Genomic DNA, 18,574 nt, shown 5'->3' with positions numbered 1-18,574 from the left:
TCCCGCAGGAGTCGAGCGCCTTTCGCTCCAATCAACGAGTTCTAAAATCAACTGTATCCATTACCACAACCCTTTTTTAAATAACACCTTTTTAATTACGTATTGGAGGTGCTGTTTCTTCTGGTTTTAATTCTCTAATTAGAACTGGTACTGGGTAAGCTACGCCCGCTTTCTTTTCTAGCTTAATGGCGTATAGTGCTTGAAGTGCCTGATGATCTTCAGGTCGATAGGTCATCTTTCCTTTTGGTGTTTCGAAGCTCATGCCTTCCATTGTTTTAATTAATTTATCCGCATCGGCATCGCCTTCTGTTTTCTTCAATGCTTCTACAATTGAAATTGCTGCGCCCATACCACCTGGCGTGAATAGATCCGGTACATCGCCGTTAAACCGCTTCTTATGTTCTGTTACTAACCAATCATTTATTTTATTTTTAGGAAGATCGTGATAATAAACGGTAAAGCCTTCCATACCAACAAGCGGCTCCATTGTAGCTAAAGCAGCAATATCAGGTGCACCTGTAGAAATTTTGATTCCTTTGTCTTGAACCTTCATATCAGAAATCTGTTTCCAAGGAGAGTTGGCACCCGCCCATACAACAAATAAATAATCAGGCTTTGCATCAATAATTTTTTGAATGTTGGAAGTAAAGTCCGTTGCAGCTGGATCTGCATACTCTTCTAAAACAATATCTGCACCTAGCTTAACAGCTGCTTCCTTAAATGCTGCTACTCCGTCACGTCCAAAGGAATAATCAGGAGCAAGGGTGGCAATCTTTACATTTTTACCGGCTATAGCAGCTGCACCTGCTACCGCATCCTGTGATGAATTCCGTGCGGAACGGAAAATATACTTATTAAACTCAGATCCTGTAATACTATCAGCAGCTGCTGGTTCCACGATCATGATCTTTTGGTATTCTTCTGCCAGTGGTAGGACCGCCAACGTATCAGCAGAACTTGATGATCCAACTAAAAAGTCTACTTTATCTTCTTCTAAAAGCTTTGTTGCCTTTTGAACTGCTACTTCTGGCTTCGTTTCAGTATCTTCGACAACAAACTCAATTTTTCTGCCGGCAACTTCCATTGTGCCTTCGGTTGCATAGTCAAGACCAAGCTCAAATCCTCTTAATGTTTGTTTACCATAGGATTCGAGCGCACCAGTAGTCGAGGCCAGTACACCTATTTTAATTGGTTCCTTTACCTCAGCCTTCTCACCACTATCCTTTGTATCCCCTTCTGTTTTGTCAGAGCTGCATGCTGTTGCAAAAATCATTACTAAAATAAGAAATCCTAATAAAAACCCTTTTCCACGAAATCCTTTCACTTCTATTCCCCCTCAATTTTTAAACTCAAACCTTGCATTGCTTTGAGTTAATACTAGAAGAATAGAGTTACAGGGAAGTTACAAAGAAAAGCGGAAACACCCACAAAAAAACAGCCCTATTAAGGCTGTTCGATTTGATTGATATACTTTTCTGATTCGATGATCATGGTATACATTTGTTTTGTTGGTCCTAGTGGAGACACTCCTAATTCTTCTTCTAAAACCACCTTGCATTTGTTAAACCATTTCATTGCCTGTGGCCGGTTATTTTTTCGATAATAACAATACATTAATAAACGATAGGCTTCTTCCCAAGTCCGGTCGCGCTGCAAGATTTTTTCACACCAATAGATAGCTTGATCATAATTTTCTTGACGGACCATTAATTGAGCCATTTTTTCCGCCCCTCTTAAAAAATACACAAGCATGCTTTCACGTTTACTAATACACCAATCATCATACCTGCGTTCTGGCAAGTATTCTCCTTGGTATAGTCTTAAGCCTTTTTCTAACAGGGTAATCGTAAGTTCCTGTGAGGATTCACTCAAGCCAGCTTGAATCCATGTTTGAAATTGAGTTAGATCTAAGTCAACAACAGCATGGGGATTTAAACCATAGAACATCCCTTCACGAATAATGAAAAAGGGAGCTGCCCTCGCCTTCCGCAATGGTTCAAGCACATGGTGAAGACTATTTAGGGCAACTTTGAAATCGCGGTCGGCACTTTTTTTATCTTGATTGGGCCAAAGTATTTGAAGAATCTCATCTTTTGTAATTAATTCGTTAAAGGTAATAAAGAGCTGAAACAGTTCCTTTCCTTTTTCCCGCTGCCAATCTTTATCCCCAACTTCTTTTTCTCCAAGCCATACTTTAAATTGACCTAAGGTTTGGACTCTAATCGAATACCCAGGATGTGATTCCAACGCGGCTATTCCCATATCCTGTAATATTTTTATAGAATAAGAACTTTGAATGTTATTTTTCACACAATCTATTAATAGGGGTACAACCATTTGTAAGTCCCTTGGACTAAACACGGAAACTTTATGAAAAAAGAACTCATAACCATGTGCCTGGACCAAATCAAAGAATTTTCCTATGTTTTCCTTAAACGACTCATTTCTTTTTTCTATAAAATGTAAATAGGATAACCAAAAACTACTTAACATTTGTCCAAAGGAATCGTCACATTGAATGAACATTGCCTCAGTTTTTTCTAAGTAAAACGACCCCTTTGACAGTTTCTCATTATAAATACAGGTAATTCCCATACATAGACTAATGAGTGCAGAAAGCCAGATATCATGTACTTTTTCAGTTTCCTGCAATGCCTTTTTCCCTGCCTCAATCGCCCGCTCGTATTCTCCTCGTGTGCCATATAGGATACAAAGTCCCATCAATGGCTCAGCTTTTCCTCTATCAACGTTAAGCTTATTCATAATATCTAATGCCGTATGATAGCACTGTTCGGCTAATTCTGAATCATATTTGTTCAGTATTTGTACCGCATGTCCCATCCGAATCCAGCCACATGCCTCCACAAACGGCGCTTTTAGACTAATTCCCTGCTGGATGCCTGCTTGTGCTAAATCTTTTGCTTTTAGCCCTTCACCGATAAAGGCTTCAATTAACGATAATAATAAATCTGTTTCTCTGTGTGACTTCGGCAGGGCGAAGTTATTTTTACTAGACAGCTCTTCTATTTGATTGACTAGAAACTTTTTTGCTTCATTAAACCGCCCAGTTCTCAAAAACAATCTTGCCTCAATATTTCCATCCACCAATTCAGGACTGGCTTCCTTTGCCTTTTGCAGCCACTTCTCAGCATTTGATGACTTCCCTGAATTCAATAGATTCTCTGCGAGCAAGTAATACAGTTTAGCTTTTTCTTGCTCTGAACTACTACTTTTCTCTCTCGCTTCAATTGCTTCATATAATAATTTCTCCGCATGATGAGGTTGGATTGTATCTAAATAAATTTTCGCTTTTCCTTCTAATGCTTTACTCATGCCAAGAAAATCATTTCTCTTTTTTGCCTCGATAAAATTCTTGTCATAACACTCTTCAGCTTCCTGATATTGGGAACGGTATCGATGGACCTCTGCTTTTAAAAACCAAAGATGGTAATATGTTTCTAACTCTAACACAGGAATCAACATCAAATGATCTGATAGGCTTTTAAGCTTTCCGCCTTCCAACATTTTAATCCCATTGTCTTGTAAAATAGAAGCTATCGCTTTAAAATGATTAATTTTTTTATAATGATAGAGTGCCTCTTCCCACATCAATCTTTTTTCATAGAAACGAGCACATTTCTCATGAAGTGCTGAATAGTTGTTCGGGTTATTCCTTAGGAAGGCGTTTTCTAAAAACTCTTTAAAAAGAGCATGATAGCGATAATGCTTTAACCCAATCTTTTGAATGAACAAATTTCGTTCCTTCAATTGTTCAAGCATGCTAGAAGCTCCATATATTCCGATTACTTCATCACATAGTTCTTCCTCAATGACCTCTAAGATTGAGGTTTGTTCTAAAAACTGTTGTATCATAGGAGGCTGTTTTGAAAATACTTCCATCACTAAGTAATCAAACAAGTCTTGCAGCGAATACGATGAATGTTCAACGAGTGCTGTGATATCACCAGTAAGGGGGATCTGCTGGGCAATCATACATAGTGCAATAATCCAGCCTTCTGTTAGGTGATAAATCGTCTGTAAATGATGAGCCTCAACTTCTAACCCATATAGATCCAATAAAAGCAGTTCCATTTCATCAATTGTTAATACTAAATCTTCTCGTGTGATTTCTAATAACTGCCCATTAACCTTCATTTTTGTCAGGCGCTTCCAGCCTGGGCGACTTCGGCTTGAGATAACTAAATGTAAGTTGGCGGGAATATGCTCAAGTAATTTTTCAATCCAGCTATTGATGGTATACGAATGTTCTATTTGATGATAATCATCCAAAATTAATGTAATATCAGCGTTTACTTCCAGGACCTCATTAATAAATAAAGAACATAAATAGCTTATATCTTCTTCTCGTATGTACTGGTCCATTGTTTCGATATACTTAGCTATTTCTTGTCCAAAGTCAGGGACAAAGCCACGTATTGAATGAATAATATAGGAAAGGAATGGAAGGATGTCGTCATCCATGGACGAGATGGAGTACCAGCAGCCCGGGATTTTTTCATCCCTCATAAATAAAGCCAGTGCCGTACTTTTTCCAAATCCTGCTCCGGAATGAATGATGGTCAAAGGATACTCAGGAATTTTCTTCATTTTCATGGTAAGTTTAGCTCGTCGAATAAATTCATCTTTGACAGCCGGAATACGCAGTTTGGTTTGAATAATGGGCAGCTTCATTTATTATCCTCCTTTCTATTTTTCCAATTTTTACACTATTTTATCATATTACTGTCCAATGTGGCGATAAAGAAAGAAGGATAGCATAGAAAATAGGGCCAGGAATCCCCCGGCCCTATTTCTATATGCATTTATTTAACCGGCAGACACTACTGCCCGTATAATCAATGTTTAATAATTTACAAGTCATATCAGGAAAGGCGATCTCTAGTTCATGCACAAGAGCTTCACCTTTACCTATTTCACAAAAACATAAAACAGTCGGTCCCGCGCCACTAAGCGCAACGCCAAAAGCACCTTTGTCTTTTGCATAACTTTCTATATCATTGTAAAACGGGATTAGCTGTTTCCGATAGGGCTGATGGAAAAGGTCACGTTCCATCATTTTCCCTGCCATTTCCCATTCTTGACTAAGAAGTGCTGCAACTAATAGGTTTGCTGTTGAAGAGGCTTGAATGGCTTCCGAATAGGAAAAATCCGTTGGCAGTACACTTCTTGCATCCTTCGTTAGTAAACCTTCTTGTGGAATGACAGCAACCATTTCAAAGGTATTAGCTGCCAGTGAAAGGATATTAACCTCACCCTGTTGATAACTTCCAATGACTAACCCGCCATATAAAGACGCCCCAACATTATCAGGATGACCCTCTATCTCAGTGGCTAGTAATAACTTTTCTTCTTTTGTTAATCCTAATTCACCAATAGAATCAGCCAGTTCAATTCCTGCAATAATTGCAGAAGCGCTAGAACCCAGTCCTCGTGCTAAGGGAATATCACTAGCGACACTGATGTTACAAGGTGTCAATACTTTGCCGTATTTCGCGGCAGTTTGAATGGCAATTTGGCAGATAAAGTGATTTTCATCTTGAGGAAAATCTTTTAAATCTGCGGAAGAAGAGAGACATTTCCACTCATCACTCTTCTCTACCTCTAATTCCAAATATAAATCTAGTGCAACACCCATAGAATCAAAACCAGGGCCTAGATTTGCTGAACTTGCAGGTATTTTGATTACAAACTTTCCATCATTAAGGGTCATTGATGGACAACTCCCCTAATATGGTCCGTTACAGCTTGTTCATCATTTGGAAGGTGCTTTATATTTACCTCACTGCTTTGAATCGCAGTATCTGGGTCCTTTAAGCCGTTTCCAGTAAGGACTGCCACGATTTTCGTGCCTTTTTCAATTCTGCCTTTTTGTAAAGACTTATAAATACCAGCAATTGAAGCACAAGACGCAGGTTCAGCAAATATACCTTCAGATGAAGCAATTTTCTTGTATGCTGCTACGATTTCTTCATCACTGACTTCATCAAAAAGACCGTTTGATTCTTCCACAGCCGAAACAGCTAAATTCCAGCTTGCTGGATTTCCAATTCGTATCGCAGTTGCAATGGTTTCAGGATTTTCAAATACACGGTTATGAACAAGTGCTGCAGCCCCTGCTGCTTCAAAACCATACATTCGTGGTAATCCTGTACCTTTATGCTGGGAATATTCTTTAAATCCCTTCCAATAAGCACTAATATTTCCTGCATTTCCAACAGGTATTGCTAAGATATCTGGAGCAAACCCTAGCTGATCACACACCTCAAAGGCAGCTGTCTTCTGACCTTCCAAACGAAATGGATTAACAGAATTAACAAGGGTAATGGGTTCTTCTTCGCTAATATTGCGGACCATCTGGAGCGCTTGATCAAAATTCCCTTCAATAGAGATAATTTCAGCTCCATACATCATTGCCTGGGCCATCTTACCCATTGCAATTTTTCCTTCTGGAATAACAATAATGCAACGTAATCCTGCTCGTGCTGCATATGCGGCTGCCGCTGCTGATGTATTTCCAGTTGAGGCACAGATAATCGTTTTACTTCCCGATTCTATTGCCTTAGCAACAGCCATAACCATTCCGCGGTCTTTAAAGGAACCAGTCGGATTTGCGCCTTCAAGTTTCACGAAAAGCTCAATATCCCATTCCTTAGAGAGCCTTTCTAGCTTTACTAGCGGGGTATTTCCTTCGTTTAAGGTTAACTTAGGTGTTTCGTTATTTACTGGTAAAAATTCTTTATATGCTTCAATTAATCCTGGCCATCTCATAATGATTTCCTCACCACTCTATATGCACTTTTTATTTCTTTCACTGCTGGTAAATCATTTAACTCGAAAAGGATTGCATCATAATTTGTCAACGATGCACGATGTGTAACTAAGACAATTTCAGAGGTTTCATTTTTCTTCACTGGCAGCTGTAATATTTTTTCGAAACTGACACCAAATTTGGCAAAAATGGAGGTAAGTTCTGCAAATACGCCAACCTCATCCTGTACATGGATACGTAAAAAGTATTTAGAGTACTTTTCATTATCATCCTTTAAACGCTTAGGATATTGTGGTGTTACGGCACTACGTCCATTCACACCAAGCCGCAAATTTTTTATTACGCCCATTAAGTCTGATACAACAGCTGTTGCAGTTGGCATGCTTCCAGCACCTGGTCCGTAAAACATTGTTTCACCAACAGCTTCGCCATAGACATAAACCGCATTATATTCATTTTGAACGGAAGCCAATGGATGGTTGTCGGATAAGAAGGTAGGCTGGACACTTACTTCTACTTTTTCCCCTTCTCGATGAGCATATCCTAATAACTTCATTGTATACCCTAACTGTTTTCCATAACGTATATCATCTTCAGTAATAGAAGAAATCCCAGATACTTTTATATCATCAAGCTCGATATGCATAGAAAAACCTAAAGTTGCCAAAATGGTCATTTTCCGGGCAGCATCTAAACCTTCTACATCTGATGTAGGGTCTGTTTCAGCAAACCCTAGTTCTTGTGCCTCTTTCAGGGCATCTTCATAGCTTGAGCCATTTTGGCTCATTTTCGTTAGTATATAATTAGTAGTACCATTAACAATCCCCATCATTTGCGTAATCCGATCAGAAGCAAGACCATCAACTAGACCTCTTAAGATTGGAATACCGCCTGCTACACTTGCTTCGTAAAACAAATCACAGCCGTTCTCTGAAGCAAGAGTTAATAATTCTGATCCATGTAGAGCCATTAAATCCTTATTTGCTGTCACAACATGCTTACCTTCGCGTAGGGCGTTAAGCAAATATTCCTTTGTTTCCTTTACCCCGCCCATTACTTCAATCACAACATCGATTTCTGGATCATGCAGGATATCAGATGGCGAGCATGTTAACAAACGGGGATCAATATCAACTGGTCTAGTTTTATGTAAATCTTGGACCAGGATTTTTTTGATAACAACGGGACAACCCACCTGATGCATTAATTTATCTTGGTGGTTTTTAATAATTTTTACAACACCTGAACCAACCGTTCCTAACCCAAGTAAGCCAATTTGGATTGCTTTCATTCTTATCCCTCCGCCACTGTCTACCACACGCGTACAATTGTATTTATATAGTAGACATTATATTATTCTCTCAATACAATTACAATAGACTAATTTTCTAAAAATTCAATGTAATCGCTTACTACCGCGCCATTATTGACAAGTTTTTTTCTAAAAAATTTTTAAATTTGAATTATCAAAAAATAATCTATTTTAACTCTTTACAACACTAAAGGTTTGCATGTAGAATATTCACTATATTCAGACTGAAACTTGAATCTTATTATACTATTAAAATGAAAATATATAAATGTAATGATGAAGACGGTTGTAAGAAAATGCCTCAGAGAGCTGGTGGTTGCTGTGAACCAGTGCAAATTCTTACTTTTACCCAGCCCTTCTGAACAGGCGGACTGAAATTTTGTAGGAATGCCCGGGATAACCCGTTACCATGTTGAGGTTGCAGCTTTTTAGCAACAAAAGAGGGTGGCACCACGTAGATCACGTCCCTCATAACAAGACAATTCTGTCTGTTATGGGGGATTTTTTAATTTTTTAAGGCTGTGTTAATAGAACTGTTGATTTTAGAACTTGTTGATTGGAGCGAAAGGCGCTCGACTCCTGCGGGATGAGAGAGCTGAGTGAGCCCCCGCAGGTGCGAAGCTGTAAGGAGGCTCATGGGCGACCCCGCGGAAAGCGTAGCGCCTGTAGCGTAAATCAACAGCCAAGTTTAACATAGCCATTTTATTAAAGGATGAAAGGATGAGATTTTATGTTTAAGGTACTAGTAACAGATGGTATTAGTGATACCGGTTTAAAAAGTTTGTTTGATCACCCAAATTTTATAGTTGAACGCCAGCCAACACTCAAGCCCGAGGAGCTAAAGAATATTATTGGAGATTACGAGGCCTTGATTGTACGCAGTCAAACAAAAGTTACAGCTGAACTACTTCAATATGCGGATCGACTTAAGGTCATTGCAAGAGCAGGTGTCGGTGTTGATAATATTGATGTCAATGCTGCTACGGGGAAAGGGATTATCGTCATCAATGCTCCTGGTGCTAACACCATCGCGGCTACTGAACATACATTAGCGATGATGCTCTCTATGGCAAGAATGATTCCTCAAGCTCACAAAAAAACAGTTGGCGGAGAATGGGATCGTAATTCCTTCAAGGGAGTAGAGTTATACAAAAAAACTCTCGGTGTCATTGGCATGGGTAAAATTGGAACCGAAGTAGCTAAGCGAGCTAAAAGCTTCGGAATGAACATCTTGGGTTACGACCCTTACTTAACCGAAGAGAGAGCCGAAAAACTCGGAATGAAAAAGGCTAGTCTCGATTTAATCGCACGTGAGTCCGATTTCATTACTATTCATACACCACTGACAAACGATACAAAAGGTTTGGTTAATGACGACTACTTAAGCAAGACAAAAAAGGGAGTACGTTTTATCAATGTCGCACGTGGCGGAATTATTGATGAGAAAGCTTTGGTAAGGGCTATTCAAGCCGGTCACGTTGCTGGTGCAGCACTAGATGTTTTTGAAAAGGAACCGGTAGCAGATCCTGCATTGCTTGATAACCCAAATATTATCGTTACTCCGCATTTAGGAGCTTCAACCGTAGAGGCACAGGAAAAGGTTGCCCAAGAGGTTAGTGAAGAAATAATTGAAATCCTAGAAACACAGTCCATCCGCAATGCCGTAAATATGCCGCAAATGTCCGGTGAGACACAACAAAAAATGCAGCCATACCTACTGCTTGGCGAACAAATGGGGCAGCTGGTTGTTCAATTATTAAAACATGCGCCTTCTAAAATTGAAATCAATTATTATGGTGATTTAATTGAAGAAGATACTGAATTATTAACGAGAACGATGATTAAAGGAATTCTATCCCATCATTTAAGTGATTCTGTTAATCTGATTAATGCGCTTCATCTTTTGAAGGAGCAAGGCGTTTCCTATAATGTCCAAAAAAATGCTACGAATAAAGGGTTTGCCAATTACATGGAGCTTTCGATTACAAAGGGCTTGGAAACAGCTAAAATTGGTGCCACCGTATTAAATGGATATGGTGCTAGAATCGTTAAAATCAATGAGTACCGTATTGATATTAGACCTGAAAGCCATCTCTTACTTGTTAAACATCAAGACGTACCTGGTATGATAGGAAAGGTAGGATCACTTCTTGGTGATTATCAGATCAATATCGGAACGATGCAGGTGGGTAGAACTACAGTTGGTGGAGAAGCCATCATGGTGTTAACCCTTGACAAGCAACTTACTGCAGAGGTTATTCGTGCCCTCACACTCATTAACGGTCTAAACGAAGCTCAGTCTTTAGAGTTATCAAATGTTGATTCCTTTTATCCGGGAAAACATGAGCTAGAGAAAGTGAAATAATTATTAAGAGGGATTGCGCTGCAATCCCTTTTAGTTTTTCTCTATTATTCCCCTTACATCAAGAACCGTATCTAGAATATAGTCGGCCTCATGTTTTTCAAAATCAATTCTCGCATCTTTTCCAGATAATCCGGTTAACACTGCCGCAAATTTGCACCCGATTTGTTTAGCAGCGAGTATGTCGGCCAATGAATCCCCCACCACTAACACCTCTTCGCCATTTTCGATCGGCAATGGCGTACGTAAACAGGTCTCTACCGAAGTTTCTCTACCTTTTAGTCCCAAAATGTACGTAAAAGGATCTGGTTTGGATAATGACCGTTTTTCACCAAGCTGTTTTTCTGCTATAAGTACATCATCTGCGGTAACAATATGATTGATGTCAAAATGTTTTAACCAGTCTAGGTGATGAAATGGCTGAATGGTTTCTAACTCAGGTCTCCCCGTTCCAATTCCTATTTTAATACCCAATTCTTTTAAAAATGTAAATAAATCTGCTATATCAGCTCGGGTAGCTAGTGTCGTCTCATTGGCTAAAAAGCCCTTCTTTCCTAGCTGCACAGAAGGTCTGCCTGTGGAGAGTTGTACATTCTCATCCCCTACATACCATTCCTGACTAGTATGCTCACATACAGACCAAAGTGGTCCAATTCCACTAAAGATCGTTGTTTTAACCCCAAGCTTTTCTTCTGCTGATTGGTTAAGGTAATTAAACAATTCTTGCTTCGTTTCTGTTGAATTTTCAAAATCATTTACAAATAAGTGAAAATCTGTTTTAACGGAATAGTTAGCTAAAACGCTGCCTATTTCAGTTAGCACTTCTCTGGTTATGGGTTCTTTCAGCCAATTGTTGATTCTCTCATTTTCGCTATCTTTTATCTGTGATAGGAGATGAATAAGTTGGTGACTAAATGATAAATAGATCATATCCCAATTGGCATTAAGTCCCCGCGACTTCATAAGTTTAAGGATCTCATCATCTTCTCCAAACACAGTTTCGCGAATCTCTTTAATCTCTGCCGCACTATAGTCTGTTTTAAATTTTCCAGGTGCCAATCCTAAATAATTATCGCTGATGACCAGTTCCCAAACAGTTAAGGCCGATGCATCAAAATAATGTTCCTCACTTAACAACACTCCATCAACATCAAATAATACTGTTTTAATCATTCTAACCACCCTCATTTCCCACTCCACTTTATTTCGTTATCGTACCACAGTAATGAGCTAAATTTAAAGAAAAAGACCAGAAATCATGATAATTTGGTCATCATCGCCGATATGATGACCATTTTCATGATTTTTTCAATAAGTTTTGGTCATCATCGATTTTTTCTTTTGAATAGATATGAAAAAAGCCAGCCATAATAATGGCTAGCTCTTCAAACTGTTTATTTTGCAAAACGGTGGTTTCCAATTGTAACTGTTGTTTCACGCGAGAAGATCCACTTACTTACAGCTGTGTTTGGGTTGTAAAAGAATAATGAGCCATTTCCTTGTCCTTGAAAAGCAAGTGCTTCATTTACAGCCTGTTTTGACGCTGCATCAGCTGGTTGATTAATTTGTCCGTTTTGTACAGGGGTGAATGCATAATGTCCGTTAGAAATTTGATAAACAACTTCTCTTACAGAGTTTGGAAAATCTGGGCTTGCAACTCTGTTTAAGATTACTGTTGCAACTGCAACCTTCCCTGCATAAGGTTCCCCCACTGCCTCTGCACGAACAAGGCGTGCCATTAAGTCTTTATCAGCTGCAGAAATAGTAGCATTTGGGATTACTAGATTCGAACCTGCATAAAGTAGTGAACTAGACGCACCATTTGCTTTCATTAAACTATTTATTGGTACTCCATACTTTGATGCAATTTTCCAATATGTTTCTCCAGATTGTACTTTATGGTTGGTAGCAGCTTCTGACTTAGTCACTCCCGTAAATGCTGACATTGATAGGATTAATCCCGTTGCAATTATAAGTTTCTTTAGTTTTTTCATGTTTTTGTTCCTCCTCGTAGTTCGTTTCTCTACTACTAAGGCTATCAGTTGTAATATAGTTATTCATTAACCAAAAAAATCCATTGTTAAATATGTTTAAATGGGTCCTACTATGAAAGTATTTATCTACCATTTGGAATTTCAACCCAAGCCTCTAACATCTCCAATTTTTACCACTATTGGATAATTCAGGTGTAAATATTACGATTTATTTCAGGCCTGTTTCATGAAATCCTCTTGGGAACATGACAATCTTCACTAAATAGACAAAAAACTCCTCGAATCGGATAAGAATTCTATCTAAATCTTTGGTAATAATATAATAGAAGACATAATGATGGAGGGTTCATAAATGGAAAATCAGTTAGTCAGCGTACTTAACAAACAAATTGCCAACTGGTCTGTATTGTATATCAAGTTACATAACTTTCACTGGTATGTGAAGGGTGGCCAATTTTTTACTTTACATGCAAAATTTGAGGAATTCTACAATGAAGCCGGTCTGCATGTAGATGAGTTAGCCGAAAGATTATTAGCAATCGGCGGAAAACCAGTAGCGACTATGAAAGAATCTCTTGAAATGTCATCTATTCAAGAAGCAAATGGGAACGAAAATGCTGATGAAATGGTTCAAACTATAATTAATGATTTCTCTATTATCATTGGTGAATTAAAAGAAGGCATGAGCCATGCTGGAGAAATGGATGATGAAACAACAGGCGATATGTTACTTGCCATCCATTCGGGCTTAGAAAAACATGTATGGATGTTAACTGCATTTCTTGGTAAGTCCATCTAATGGCATAGAAAAAGACTCAGCAGCTGCTGAGTCTTTTTTTAGAATTATGAAGGTTTACTTCATCTCTTCATTCTTTTGGTTACGCGCAATGATTACAAGGCAGATAGTGATAATGGTGAAGGCGATAAATGCCAGAATTGGTATCGTAATAAAGCCCAACCAATTAATATAATCCTTAGAGCACGGTACACCGCTTTTACACATTTCAAACTGCTGTAAATAAGGGATCTTTTGAAGGGCTGTATGGTATCCAGAAATCAGCATCCCAATGATAGAAAGTGGCAGTGTGTATTTTACAATTCCGCTATCATTACGGTAAAAAGCAACGCCCAAAATAATGGCTAATGGATACATAAAGATTCGTTGGTACCAGCATAGTGTACAAGGAATATAATGAAGAACTTCACTAAAATACAAACTTCCAATGGTGGCAATAAGTGCTGCCACCCATGCAAGCAGTAAAGGCTTATTCATTTGCAGCTTCCTCTACCAATTTATTTAAATCATCCATCGTTTGTCCATCAAATCGCTTACCATTAACAAAGATGGTTGGGGTTCCCTGCACTCCTAATTTTTTGCCGAGGGCTTCATCTTTTTCCCATGCTTCCTCTGGCTCTTTCGTATCAAAATAGGCTGTTACCTTTTTAACCTCTTCCTCACTAGCTATTTCTTGTAGTGTCTCGGTCAGGAAATCCTCGGTAAATAGATCAACTTTTTCATAGCGTGTATCTTCAGGCTGTATTTTATATATAAGATCATGAAACTCCCAAAATTTATCGTTTCCTAACTCATGAAAAACCGCTTCTGAAAATTTTGCAGTACGTTTAGAATCCACATTAATAAATGGATAATGGAAATAATAGAATTTAGCCTTTCCAGTATCAACGAATTCCTTTACAACTAGCGGGACCACATTATCAGCAAAGTTTTTACAATTCGGACACTTATAATCCCCGAATTCTATGATTGAAACTGGTGCAGCTTCTTCACCTAAAAAAGGCTGGTTGGCATAATCAATCTCTTCTTTAGCACTATCATCTGATTTCTCATTATTATTGCCGAGAAAGATAAATCCAACAATACTAATTGCTATCAATCCAATGATCCAAAAAACAAATTTTGATGATGATGATGCAGGTTTCGTCGATCCTTTTTTAGTACTTTTTTTTCGTTTGGCCATGATCAAACTCCTTATTATAATATAGTTCTAACTATAAAGTGGACTAAACAAAAATTCCAGTAATTAGACTGAAGACCCCAACTCAGGTTAAAATAAAAGGAATTAAAAAATGTAAGGAGTTTTTTAGATGACAACAACTACTACACAACTTGGTTATATCGGTACATATACAAAAGGAGATAGTAAAGGAATTTATCGGTTCACTTTAAATAATGCTGAAGGAAAAATTACAGATATTACCGCTGTTGCCACCCTTGAGAATCCAACCTATTTAACTTTATCTCATGATAAAAAACATTTATATTCGGTAGCTAAGGATGGTCAATCCGGTGGGCTAGCTTCGTATACGATTTCTGCAAACGGGGAACTTACTCCTATAAATAGTCAATTATCAGAGGGTTCTCCTCCCTGTCATGTAAGTATTGATAGTCAGAAGCAATATTTATTCAGCGCCAATTACCATAAAGGAACAGTAGAATCTTATTTAATTCATCATGAAGATGGCTCAGTCCTGCCAGCTGCATCCATTATTAAACATGAAGGTTCTGGCCCTGATCCTAGACAGGAAAAACCACATATCCATTATGCCGGATTAACACCTGATGAAAAGTATCTTGCCGTGGTTGATTTAGGAATTGATGCCTTGGTTACCTATAAAGTTAGTGAAAATGGTACCCTGACAAAAGGAAATTCTCTTCTATTAAAAGCTGGCAGCGGTCCGCGGCATCTTACTTTCCATCCTAATGGAATGCTTGCCTATTTAATGACTGAATTTAGTTCAGAGGTAATTGTTCTGCGCTATCACCCGAATAATGGTCATTTTACAGAAGAACAATACATTTCTACTCTCCCGGCAGATTTTAGTGAGAATAATCAGGGAAGTGCCATTCATATTTCAGCGGACGGACGCTTTGTTTATGCAGGAAATCGCGGTCACAATAGCATTGCAGTCTTTCGTGTCGAAGAAACAGGAGAATTAAGTTTCTTGGAATATACCTCTACTGAAGGGGATTGGCCAAGAGATTTTGCCATTGATCCGAGTGGTAAATATATTGTAGCTTCAAACCAAGAATCCAGTAACTTAGTGTTATTTGCACGCGATGAAGTCACAGGGAAACTAACTCTTTTACAATCCGATATTACCGTCCCACACCCTGTTTGTGTTAAGTTTTTATAAACATCTTGATTAGGGTCTAATTTGGTAAAGGATGTGTCTTGATGGATTTCTTCCATAGTCAGGAAACATTAACAACATTGGAGTGGATACTTCGAGCAGTCGTAGCCTATTTCTTTTTGATTCTTGTAGCCAAGTTGATGGGTCAGCGTTCCATTGCTCAGCTAAGATTGATTGATTTCGCAATTACTCTAATCATCGGGAACATCCTAGCTCACCCATTATCCGATGAACGTCTTGGACTAAAAGGTTCTCTTACGACTACATTGGTTTTGGTGGTATTGTATATAGGCAGTGTATATACTATTTTAAAATTCCCACGGATAAGAAACCTCATTAATCCTGCTCCCATCACACTTGTTAAGGATGGAGAGATTATCTATAAAGGATTATATAAAGCGAGAATATCAATAGATCTTTTGTTAGAAGAATTAAGGGAAGAAAAAGTCGAGGATATTAAAAAAGTTGCACTAGCATTGTGGGAAGCTGATGGGAAAGTATCCGTTTTTCTGGATCCAAAATATAACCCTATTACACCTGCAACATATAAAATGAAACCTGAACCATTTGACCTTCCCAAAACGATTATTAAGGAAGGTACCATTTATTCTAATGTACTAAAACAACTGAACAAAGATGAGGTCTGGGTTGTTGACAAGCTAGAAAATCTATATCATACCAATACTAAAAATGTGCTGCTTGCAACCATTGATCAAAAAGACAATTTAAAGGTTTTTCTTTATAGATAAAATAGACCACGATAATGGAAAATAAGCCGTTATGTTGTCTCATCCCCTCTCAAATCAATTTTAAATATGAATAACCCTTATACAAATTGATCTGTATAAGGGTTATTAGAATTAGTGGTGCTAGCTTTTGCTACCAATACTCCAATATTCTAGTATGTAGCCAAAGTTGCTTTAGATAAAAGCCAGCAATTCCTAATTAGTTAGATTAACTATCAAGGCCAGCAGGCCCTTCTGGTACCCACCCTTTATCATCTTTATCAAAAGTTAAATCATGGCCACCTTCCCAACTACCTATCATGGTCTCTGTACAGATGCGATATCTCCATGAGTAATTAGATTTTCTTAGCTGGTATTCCAAAGACAGTAGTATCTTGAGCTACTTGTTTCACAACAACACTTCCTGCCCCAATCTTTGCAAAATCCCTTACTTTAACGTTAGGAGTAATAACGGCATGACTTCCTAAAAACACTCCAGTCCCAAGATTAGCACAGCCTGTCACATCAGAATGGGAATTAATAGTACAGCCGTTACCAATAACTACATCATGCCCAATTGTTACACATAAGTTCAGCATAACGAAGTCTCCCAACTCAATATCACATGTCAATACCACTCGTGGACATACTATACAGCCGTTACCCATTTTAACATTTTTGCCAACTATGGCAGTTGGATGAATTAGGCTAATAAATCTAGCACCACGTTCCTTAAGTTCTTCAGCTACAGCCAACTTTGCCTTGGGATCAGCAATTGCCATTACTAATACGTGATCGACCTCTGGACGGTACTCATGGATAGTGCTCAAGATGGGAATTTCATAGTCATAACCATCTAGGACATCTAACCTATCACTGATAAAACCTATTGGCTCCCAACTATCATCTAGAAAATCAGGCAACCAACTATAAATCATTCTTCCTAGTCCTCCTGCCCCAACAATGATTACCTTTTTCATCTTTGATCTTCCTTTACCCTTCAATGAACATCGTAAGATTGACTTAATTTAAACAGCCTCAGATTTATGCTGGATAAGATTTAATAGATCTCCAATAACTTTGCATTTCCGGAGAGCTTCACTTGAAACTGTTTGCCTAAAATGCTCATCGACCATAACAATTACCGATATTAGAGCTAAGGAATCCCAATTTTCATTTACTTCTAATTGATAATCACTTGTTATTTCAGAGCTCTCAATCTCCAATAAGTCTGCCAATTCAACTAAGAAATTTTCCATTTCCATAAGAATCATCCTTTTTTATTATTATTTAATAATGTACCAAACTATTAAAGTATTATGGGATTATCAAATTTCACCATTATCTTTCCTTCTTCATAATCCCCATCATTTTTAATGTTTGGTTCACCTTTTAAATTATTTATTATATTTACCACAAAATTTTGCCCCAATTCATGTGCATGTAGATAACCACCACCAAATCTTGGATTAATTTCCGAAATTAAATATTCATCATTAGTATTAAAACAATCTATATCAATTGGGCCAATTGGTCTTAGGGCTTCCATTAGTTTTTCAATAAGCCTTATTAATCTTAGGTCCTTTAATGATACTGATTTGTCAGTCTCCCCCGCTCTCATTGTTATTTTTCTTTTAATAAAAATATTAGTAGTTTGCCTACTTAAAAGATCAACATAACAATCAACGCCATACTCCTGACCATCTACGAAAGCTTGAACAATAATATCTTCAGCCGCCTCCTTAAACAGAATTAGTTCATTAATTGAATTTACTTTATTTATTCCAAGGCTAGCACTTCCATTCTTAGGTTTAACAATAAGAGGAAATTTGAGTTCCCCATTATTTAAATCATTTATTACTTTATCAATGTCATTATAAGTTGGAACTGAAGGTAAATCATTTTCCTGTAAAAATTGATATGTTAAGTATTTGTCATAGCATATATCAACTACTTTTTTATCGGATACAACTATATGAATATTTTTTTCTTCAAATTCCTCTTTAACACTGGCCAATAATGCTAATTCAGGATCGATTAGAGATAAAATAGCATGAATTTCATGTTTTTTACATATTTTTTTAATATGTTCAAGATACTCAGGATGGTCTATTCGAGGAACAATCTCGTATAAATCTGCTTTTAACAAGGCAGGAGCAGTTGAATCACAGTCTATAGCGACCACTTTTCCATTTATTTTATTTAATTCCTCTTTAAAATAATCAATTAATTTTACAC

At 37.8% G+C, this 18,574-nt stretch carries 16 protein-coding genes and 1 other annotated feature; of the genes, 4 read left to right on the top strand and 12 right to left on the bottom strand.

Going from position 1 to position 18,574, the window contains the following annotated elements; translation table 11 throughout:
* Nucleotides 1-91: 91 nt before the first annotated feature.
* The 5 genes from V7124_RS07390 to V7124_RS07370 all read right to left on the bottom strand — a co-directional run bounded on the left by V7124_RS07390 (nucleotide 92) and on the right by V7124_RS07370 (nucleotide 8,081).
* Nucleotides 92-1,273 (bottom strand): substrate-binding domain-containing protein, encoded by a 1,182-nt coding sequence (locus V7124_RS07390; RefSeq protein WP_335487637.1) that lies wholly within the window; start codon nucleotides 1,271-1,273, stop codon nucleotides 92-94.
* A 170-nt stretch (nucleotides 1,274-1,443) separates the two neighbouring features.
* On the bottom strand, nucleotides 1,444-4,692 hold the full coding sequence (locus V7124_RS07385) for a BTAD domain-containing putative transcriptional regulator (RefSeq protein ID WP_335487594.1): 3,249 nt from the start codon (nucleotides 4,690-4,692) through the stop codon (nucleotides 1,444-1,446).
* Nucleotides 4,693-4,813: 121 nt separating this feature from the next.
* Nucleotides 4,814-5,731: a homoserine kinase gene (gene thrB, locus V7124_RS07380; protein ID WP_335418614.1), complete on the bottom strand. Its 918-nt coding sequence runs from the start codon at nucleotides 5,729-5,731 to the stop codon at nucleotides 4,814-4,816.
* Nucleotides 5,728-6,789: a threonine synthase gene (gene thrC / locus V7124_RS07375; protein WP_335418617.1), complete on the bottom strand. Its 1,062-nt coding sequence runs from the start codon at nucleotides 6,787-6,789 to the stop codon at nucleotides 5,728-5,730. Before thrC ends, thrB begins: the two co-directional genes overlap by 4 nt.
* Nucleotides 6,786-8,081 (bottom strand): homoserine dehydrogenase, encoded by a 1,296-nt coding sequence (locus V7124_RS07370; protein WP_335418619.1) that lies wholly within the window; start codon nucleotides 8,079-8,081, stop codon nucleotides 6,786-6,788. Before V7124_RS07370 ends, thrC begins: the two co-directional genes overlap by 4 nt.
* Before the next feature lie 285 nt (nucleotides 8,082-8,366).
* Nucleotides 8,367-8,574 (top strand) — a binding site (T-box leader).
* Between the two features lie 258 nt (nucleotides 8,575-8,832).
* Between V7124_RS07370 and serA the strand changes: the two genes are divergently transcribed.
* Complete coding sequence (serA, locus tag V7124_RS07365; RefSeq protein WP_335487591.1) at nucleotides 8,833-10,467, top strand: phosphoglycerate dehydrogenase; 1,635 nt, start codon at nucleotides 8,833-8,835, stop codon at nucleotides 10,465-10,467.
* 30 nt (nucleotides 10,468-10,497) lie between these two features.
* Here serA and V7124_RS07360 read toward each other — a convergent pair whose 3' ends face one another.
* Nucleotides 10,498-11,637 carry an HAD family hydrolase gene (locus V7124_RS07360; protein ID WP_335487589.1) on the bottom strand — a complete coding sequence of 380 codons (1,140 nt, stop codon included), beginning with the start codon at nucleotides 11,635-11,637 and terminating at the stop codon, nucleotides 10,498-10,500.
* Between the two features lie 221 nt (nucleotides 11,638-11,858).
* Entirely contained in the window at nucleotides 11,859-12,458 is a 600-nt protein-coding gene (locus V7124_RS07355) for a cell wall hydrolase (protein WP_335487587.1), read from the bottom strand.
* A gap of 352 nt (nucleotides 12,459-12,810) precedes the next feature.
* Here V7124_RS07355 and V7124_RS07350 point away from each other — a divergent pair, with 352 nt between their 5' ends.
* Entirely contained in the window at nucleotides 12,811-13,257 is a 447-nt protein-coding gene (locus V7124_RS07350) for a Dps family protein (protein ID WP_335487584.1), read from the top strand.
* A gap of 54 nt (nucleotides 13,258-13,311) precedes the next feature.
* Here V7124_RS07350 and V7124_RS07345 read toward each other — a convergent pair whose 3' ends face one another.
* Both V7124_RS07345 and V7124_RS07340 read right to left on the bottom strand, forming a co-directional pair.
* A complete protein-coding gene (locus tag V7124_RS07345) occupies nucleotides 13,312-13,731 on the bottom strand; it encodes a disulfide oxidoreductase (RefSeq protein WP_335487581.1) in 420 nt (139 codons plus the stop codon).
* Complete coding sequence (locus V7124_RS07340; protein WP_335487578.1) at nucleotides 13,724-14,437, bottom strand: DsbA family protein; 714 nt, start codon at nucleotides 14,435-14,437, stop codon at nucleotides 13,724-13,726. Before V7124_RS07340 ends, V7124_RS07345 begins: the two co-directional genes overlap by 8 nt.
* A 127-nt stretch (nucleotides 14,438-14,564) precedes the next feature.
* Between V7124_RS07340 and V7124_RS07335 the strand changes: the two genes are divergently transcribed.
* On the top strand, nucleotides 14,565-15,614 hold the full coding sequence (locus V7124_RS07335) for a lactonase family protein (protein WP_335487575.1): 1,050 nt from the start codon (nucleotides 14,565-14,567) through the stop codon (nucleotides 15,612-15,614).
* Nucleotides 15,615-15,655: 41 nt separating this feature from the next.
* Nucleotides 15,656-16,360 carry a DUF421 domain-containing protein gene (locus V7124_RS07330; RefSeq protein WP_335487571.1) on the top strand — a complete coding sequence of 235 codons (705 nt, stop codon included), beginning with the start codon at nucleotides 15,656-15,658 and terminating at the stop codon, nucleotides 16,358-16,360.
* Between the two features lie 332 nt (nucleotides 16,361-16,692).
* On the opposite strand, the gene V7124_RS07325 is transcribed toward V7124_RS07330, so the two are convergent.
* The 3 genes from V7124_RS07325 to V7124_RS07315 form a co-directional block, all read right to left on the bottom strand.
* Nucleotides 16,693-17,316, bottom strand: coding sequence for an acetyltransferase (locus V7124_RS07325; RefSeq protein WP_335487568.1), 624 nt, complete (start codon nucleotides 17,314-17,316; stop codon nucleotides 16,693-16,695).
* A 48-nt stretch (nucleotides 17,317-17,364) separates the two neighbouring features.
* The gene (locus tag V7124_RS07320; protein ID WP_335487565.1) at nucleotides 17,365-17,601 is read right to left on the bottom strand and encodes an acyl carrier protein; all 237 of its coding nucleotides are present in this window, start codon (nucleotides 17,599-17,601) and stop codon (nucleotides 17,365-17,367) included.
* Between the two features lie 44 nt (nucleotides 17,602-17,645).
* Nucleotides 17,646-18,574: ATP-grasp domain-containing protein (locus V7124_RS07315; protein WP_335487562.1), on the bottom strand; the 929-nt coding region annotated here is incomplete at its 5' end.

The organism is Neobacillus niacini, from assembly GCF_036961885.1.
GTDB classification, from domain to species: domain Bacteria; phylum Bacillota; class Bacilli; order Bacillales; family Cytobacillaceae; genus Neobacillus; species Neobacillus niacini_H.
Note: the sequence above shows the minus strand (reverse complement) of the source record. Positions and strands in the feature narration are given on the sequence as shown.

What these genes read in the sequence shown, in the direction of transcription:
- V7124_RS07390 (WP_335487637.1), bottom strand. Translation starts at nt 1,273, where the DNA reads ATGATTTTTGCAACAGCATGCAGCTCTGACAAAACAGAAGGGGATACA.
- V7124_RS07385 (WP_335487594.1), bottom strand. Translation starts at nt 4,692, where the DNA reads ATGAAGCTGCCCATTATTCAAACCAAACTGCGTATTCCGGCTGTCAAA.
- thrB (WP_335418614.1), bottom strand. Translation starts at nt 5,731, where the DNA reads ATGACCCTTAATGATGGAAAGTTTGTAATCAAAATACCTGCAAGTTCA.
- thrC (WP_335418617.1), bottom strand. Translation starts at nt 6,789, where the DNA reads ATGAGATGGCCAGGATTAATTGAAGCATATAAAGAATTTTTACCAGTA.
- V7124_RS07370 (WP_335418619.1), bottom strand. Translation starts at nt 8,081, where the DNA reads ATGAAAGCAATCCAAATTGGCTTACTTGGGTTAGGAACGGTTGGTTCA.
- serA (WP_335487591.1), top strand. Translation starts at nt 8,833, where the DNA reads ATGTTTAAGGTACTAGTAACAGATGGTATTAGTGATACCGGTTTAAAA.
- V7124_RS07360 (WP_335487589.1), bottom strand. Translation starts at nt 11,637, where the DNA reads ATGATTAAAACAGTATTATTTGATGTTGATGGAGTGTTGTTAAGTGAG.
- V7124_RS07355 (WP_335487587.1), bottom strand. Translation starts at nt 12,458, where the DNA reads ATGAAAAAACTAAAGAAACTTATAATTGCAACGGGATTAATCCTATCA.
- V7124_RS07350 (WP_335487584.1), top strand. Translation starts at nt 12,811, where the DNA reads ATGGAAAATCAGTTAGTCAGCGTACTTAACAAACAAATTGCCAACTGG.
- V7124_RS07345 (WP_335487581.1), bottom strand. Translation starts at nt 13,731, where the DNA reads ATGAATAAGCCTTTACTGCTTGCATGGGTGGCAGCACTTATTGCCACC.
- V7124_RS07340 (WP_335487578.1), bottom strand. Translation starts at nt 14,437, where the DNA reads ATGGCCAAACGAAAAAAAAGTACTAAAAAAGGATCGACGAAACCTGCA.
- V7124_RS07335 (WP_335487575.1), top strand. Translation starts at nt 14,565, where the DNA reads ATGACAACAACTACTACACAACTTGGTTATATCGGTACATATACAAAA.
- V7124_RS07330 (WP_335487571.1), top strand. Translation starts at nt 15,656, where the DNA reads ATGGATTTCTTCCATAGTCAGGAAACATTAACAACATTGGAGTGGATA.
- V7124_RS07325 (WP_335487568.1), bottom strand. Translation starts at nt 17,316, where the DNA reads ATGAAAAAGGTAATCATTGTTGGGGCAGGAGGACTAGGAAGAATGATT.
- V7124_RS07320 (WP_335487565.1), bottom strand. Translation starts at nt 17,601, where the DNA reads ATGGAAATGGAAAATTTCTTAGTTGAATTGGCAGACTTATTGGAGATT.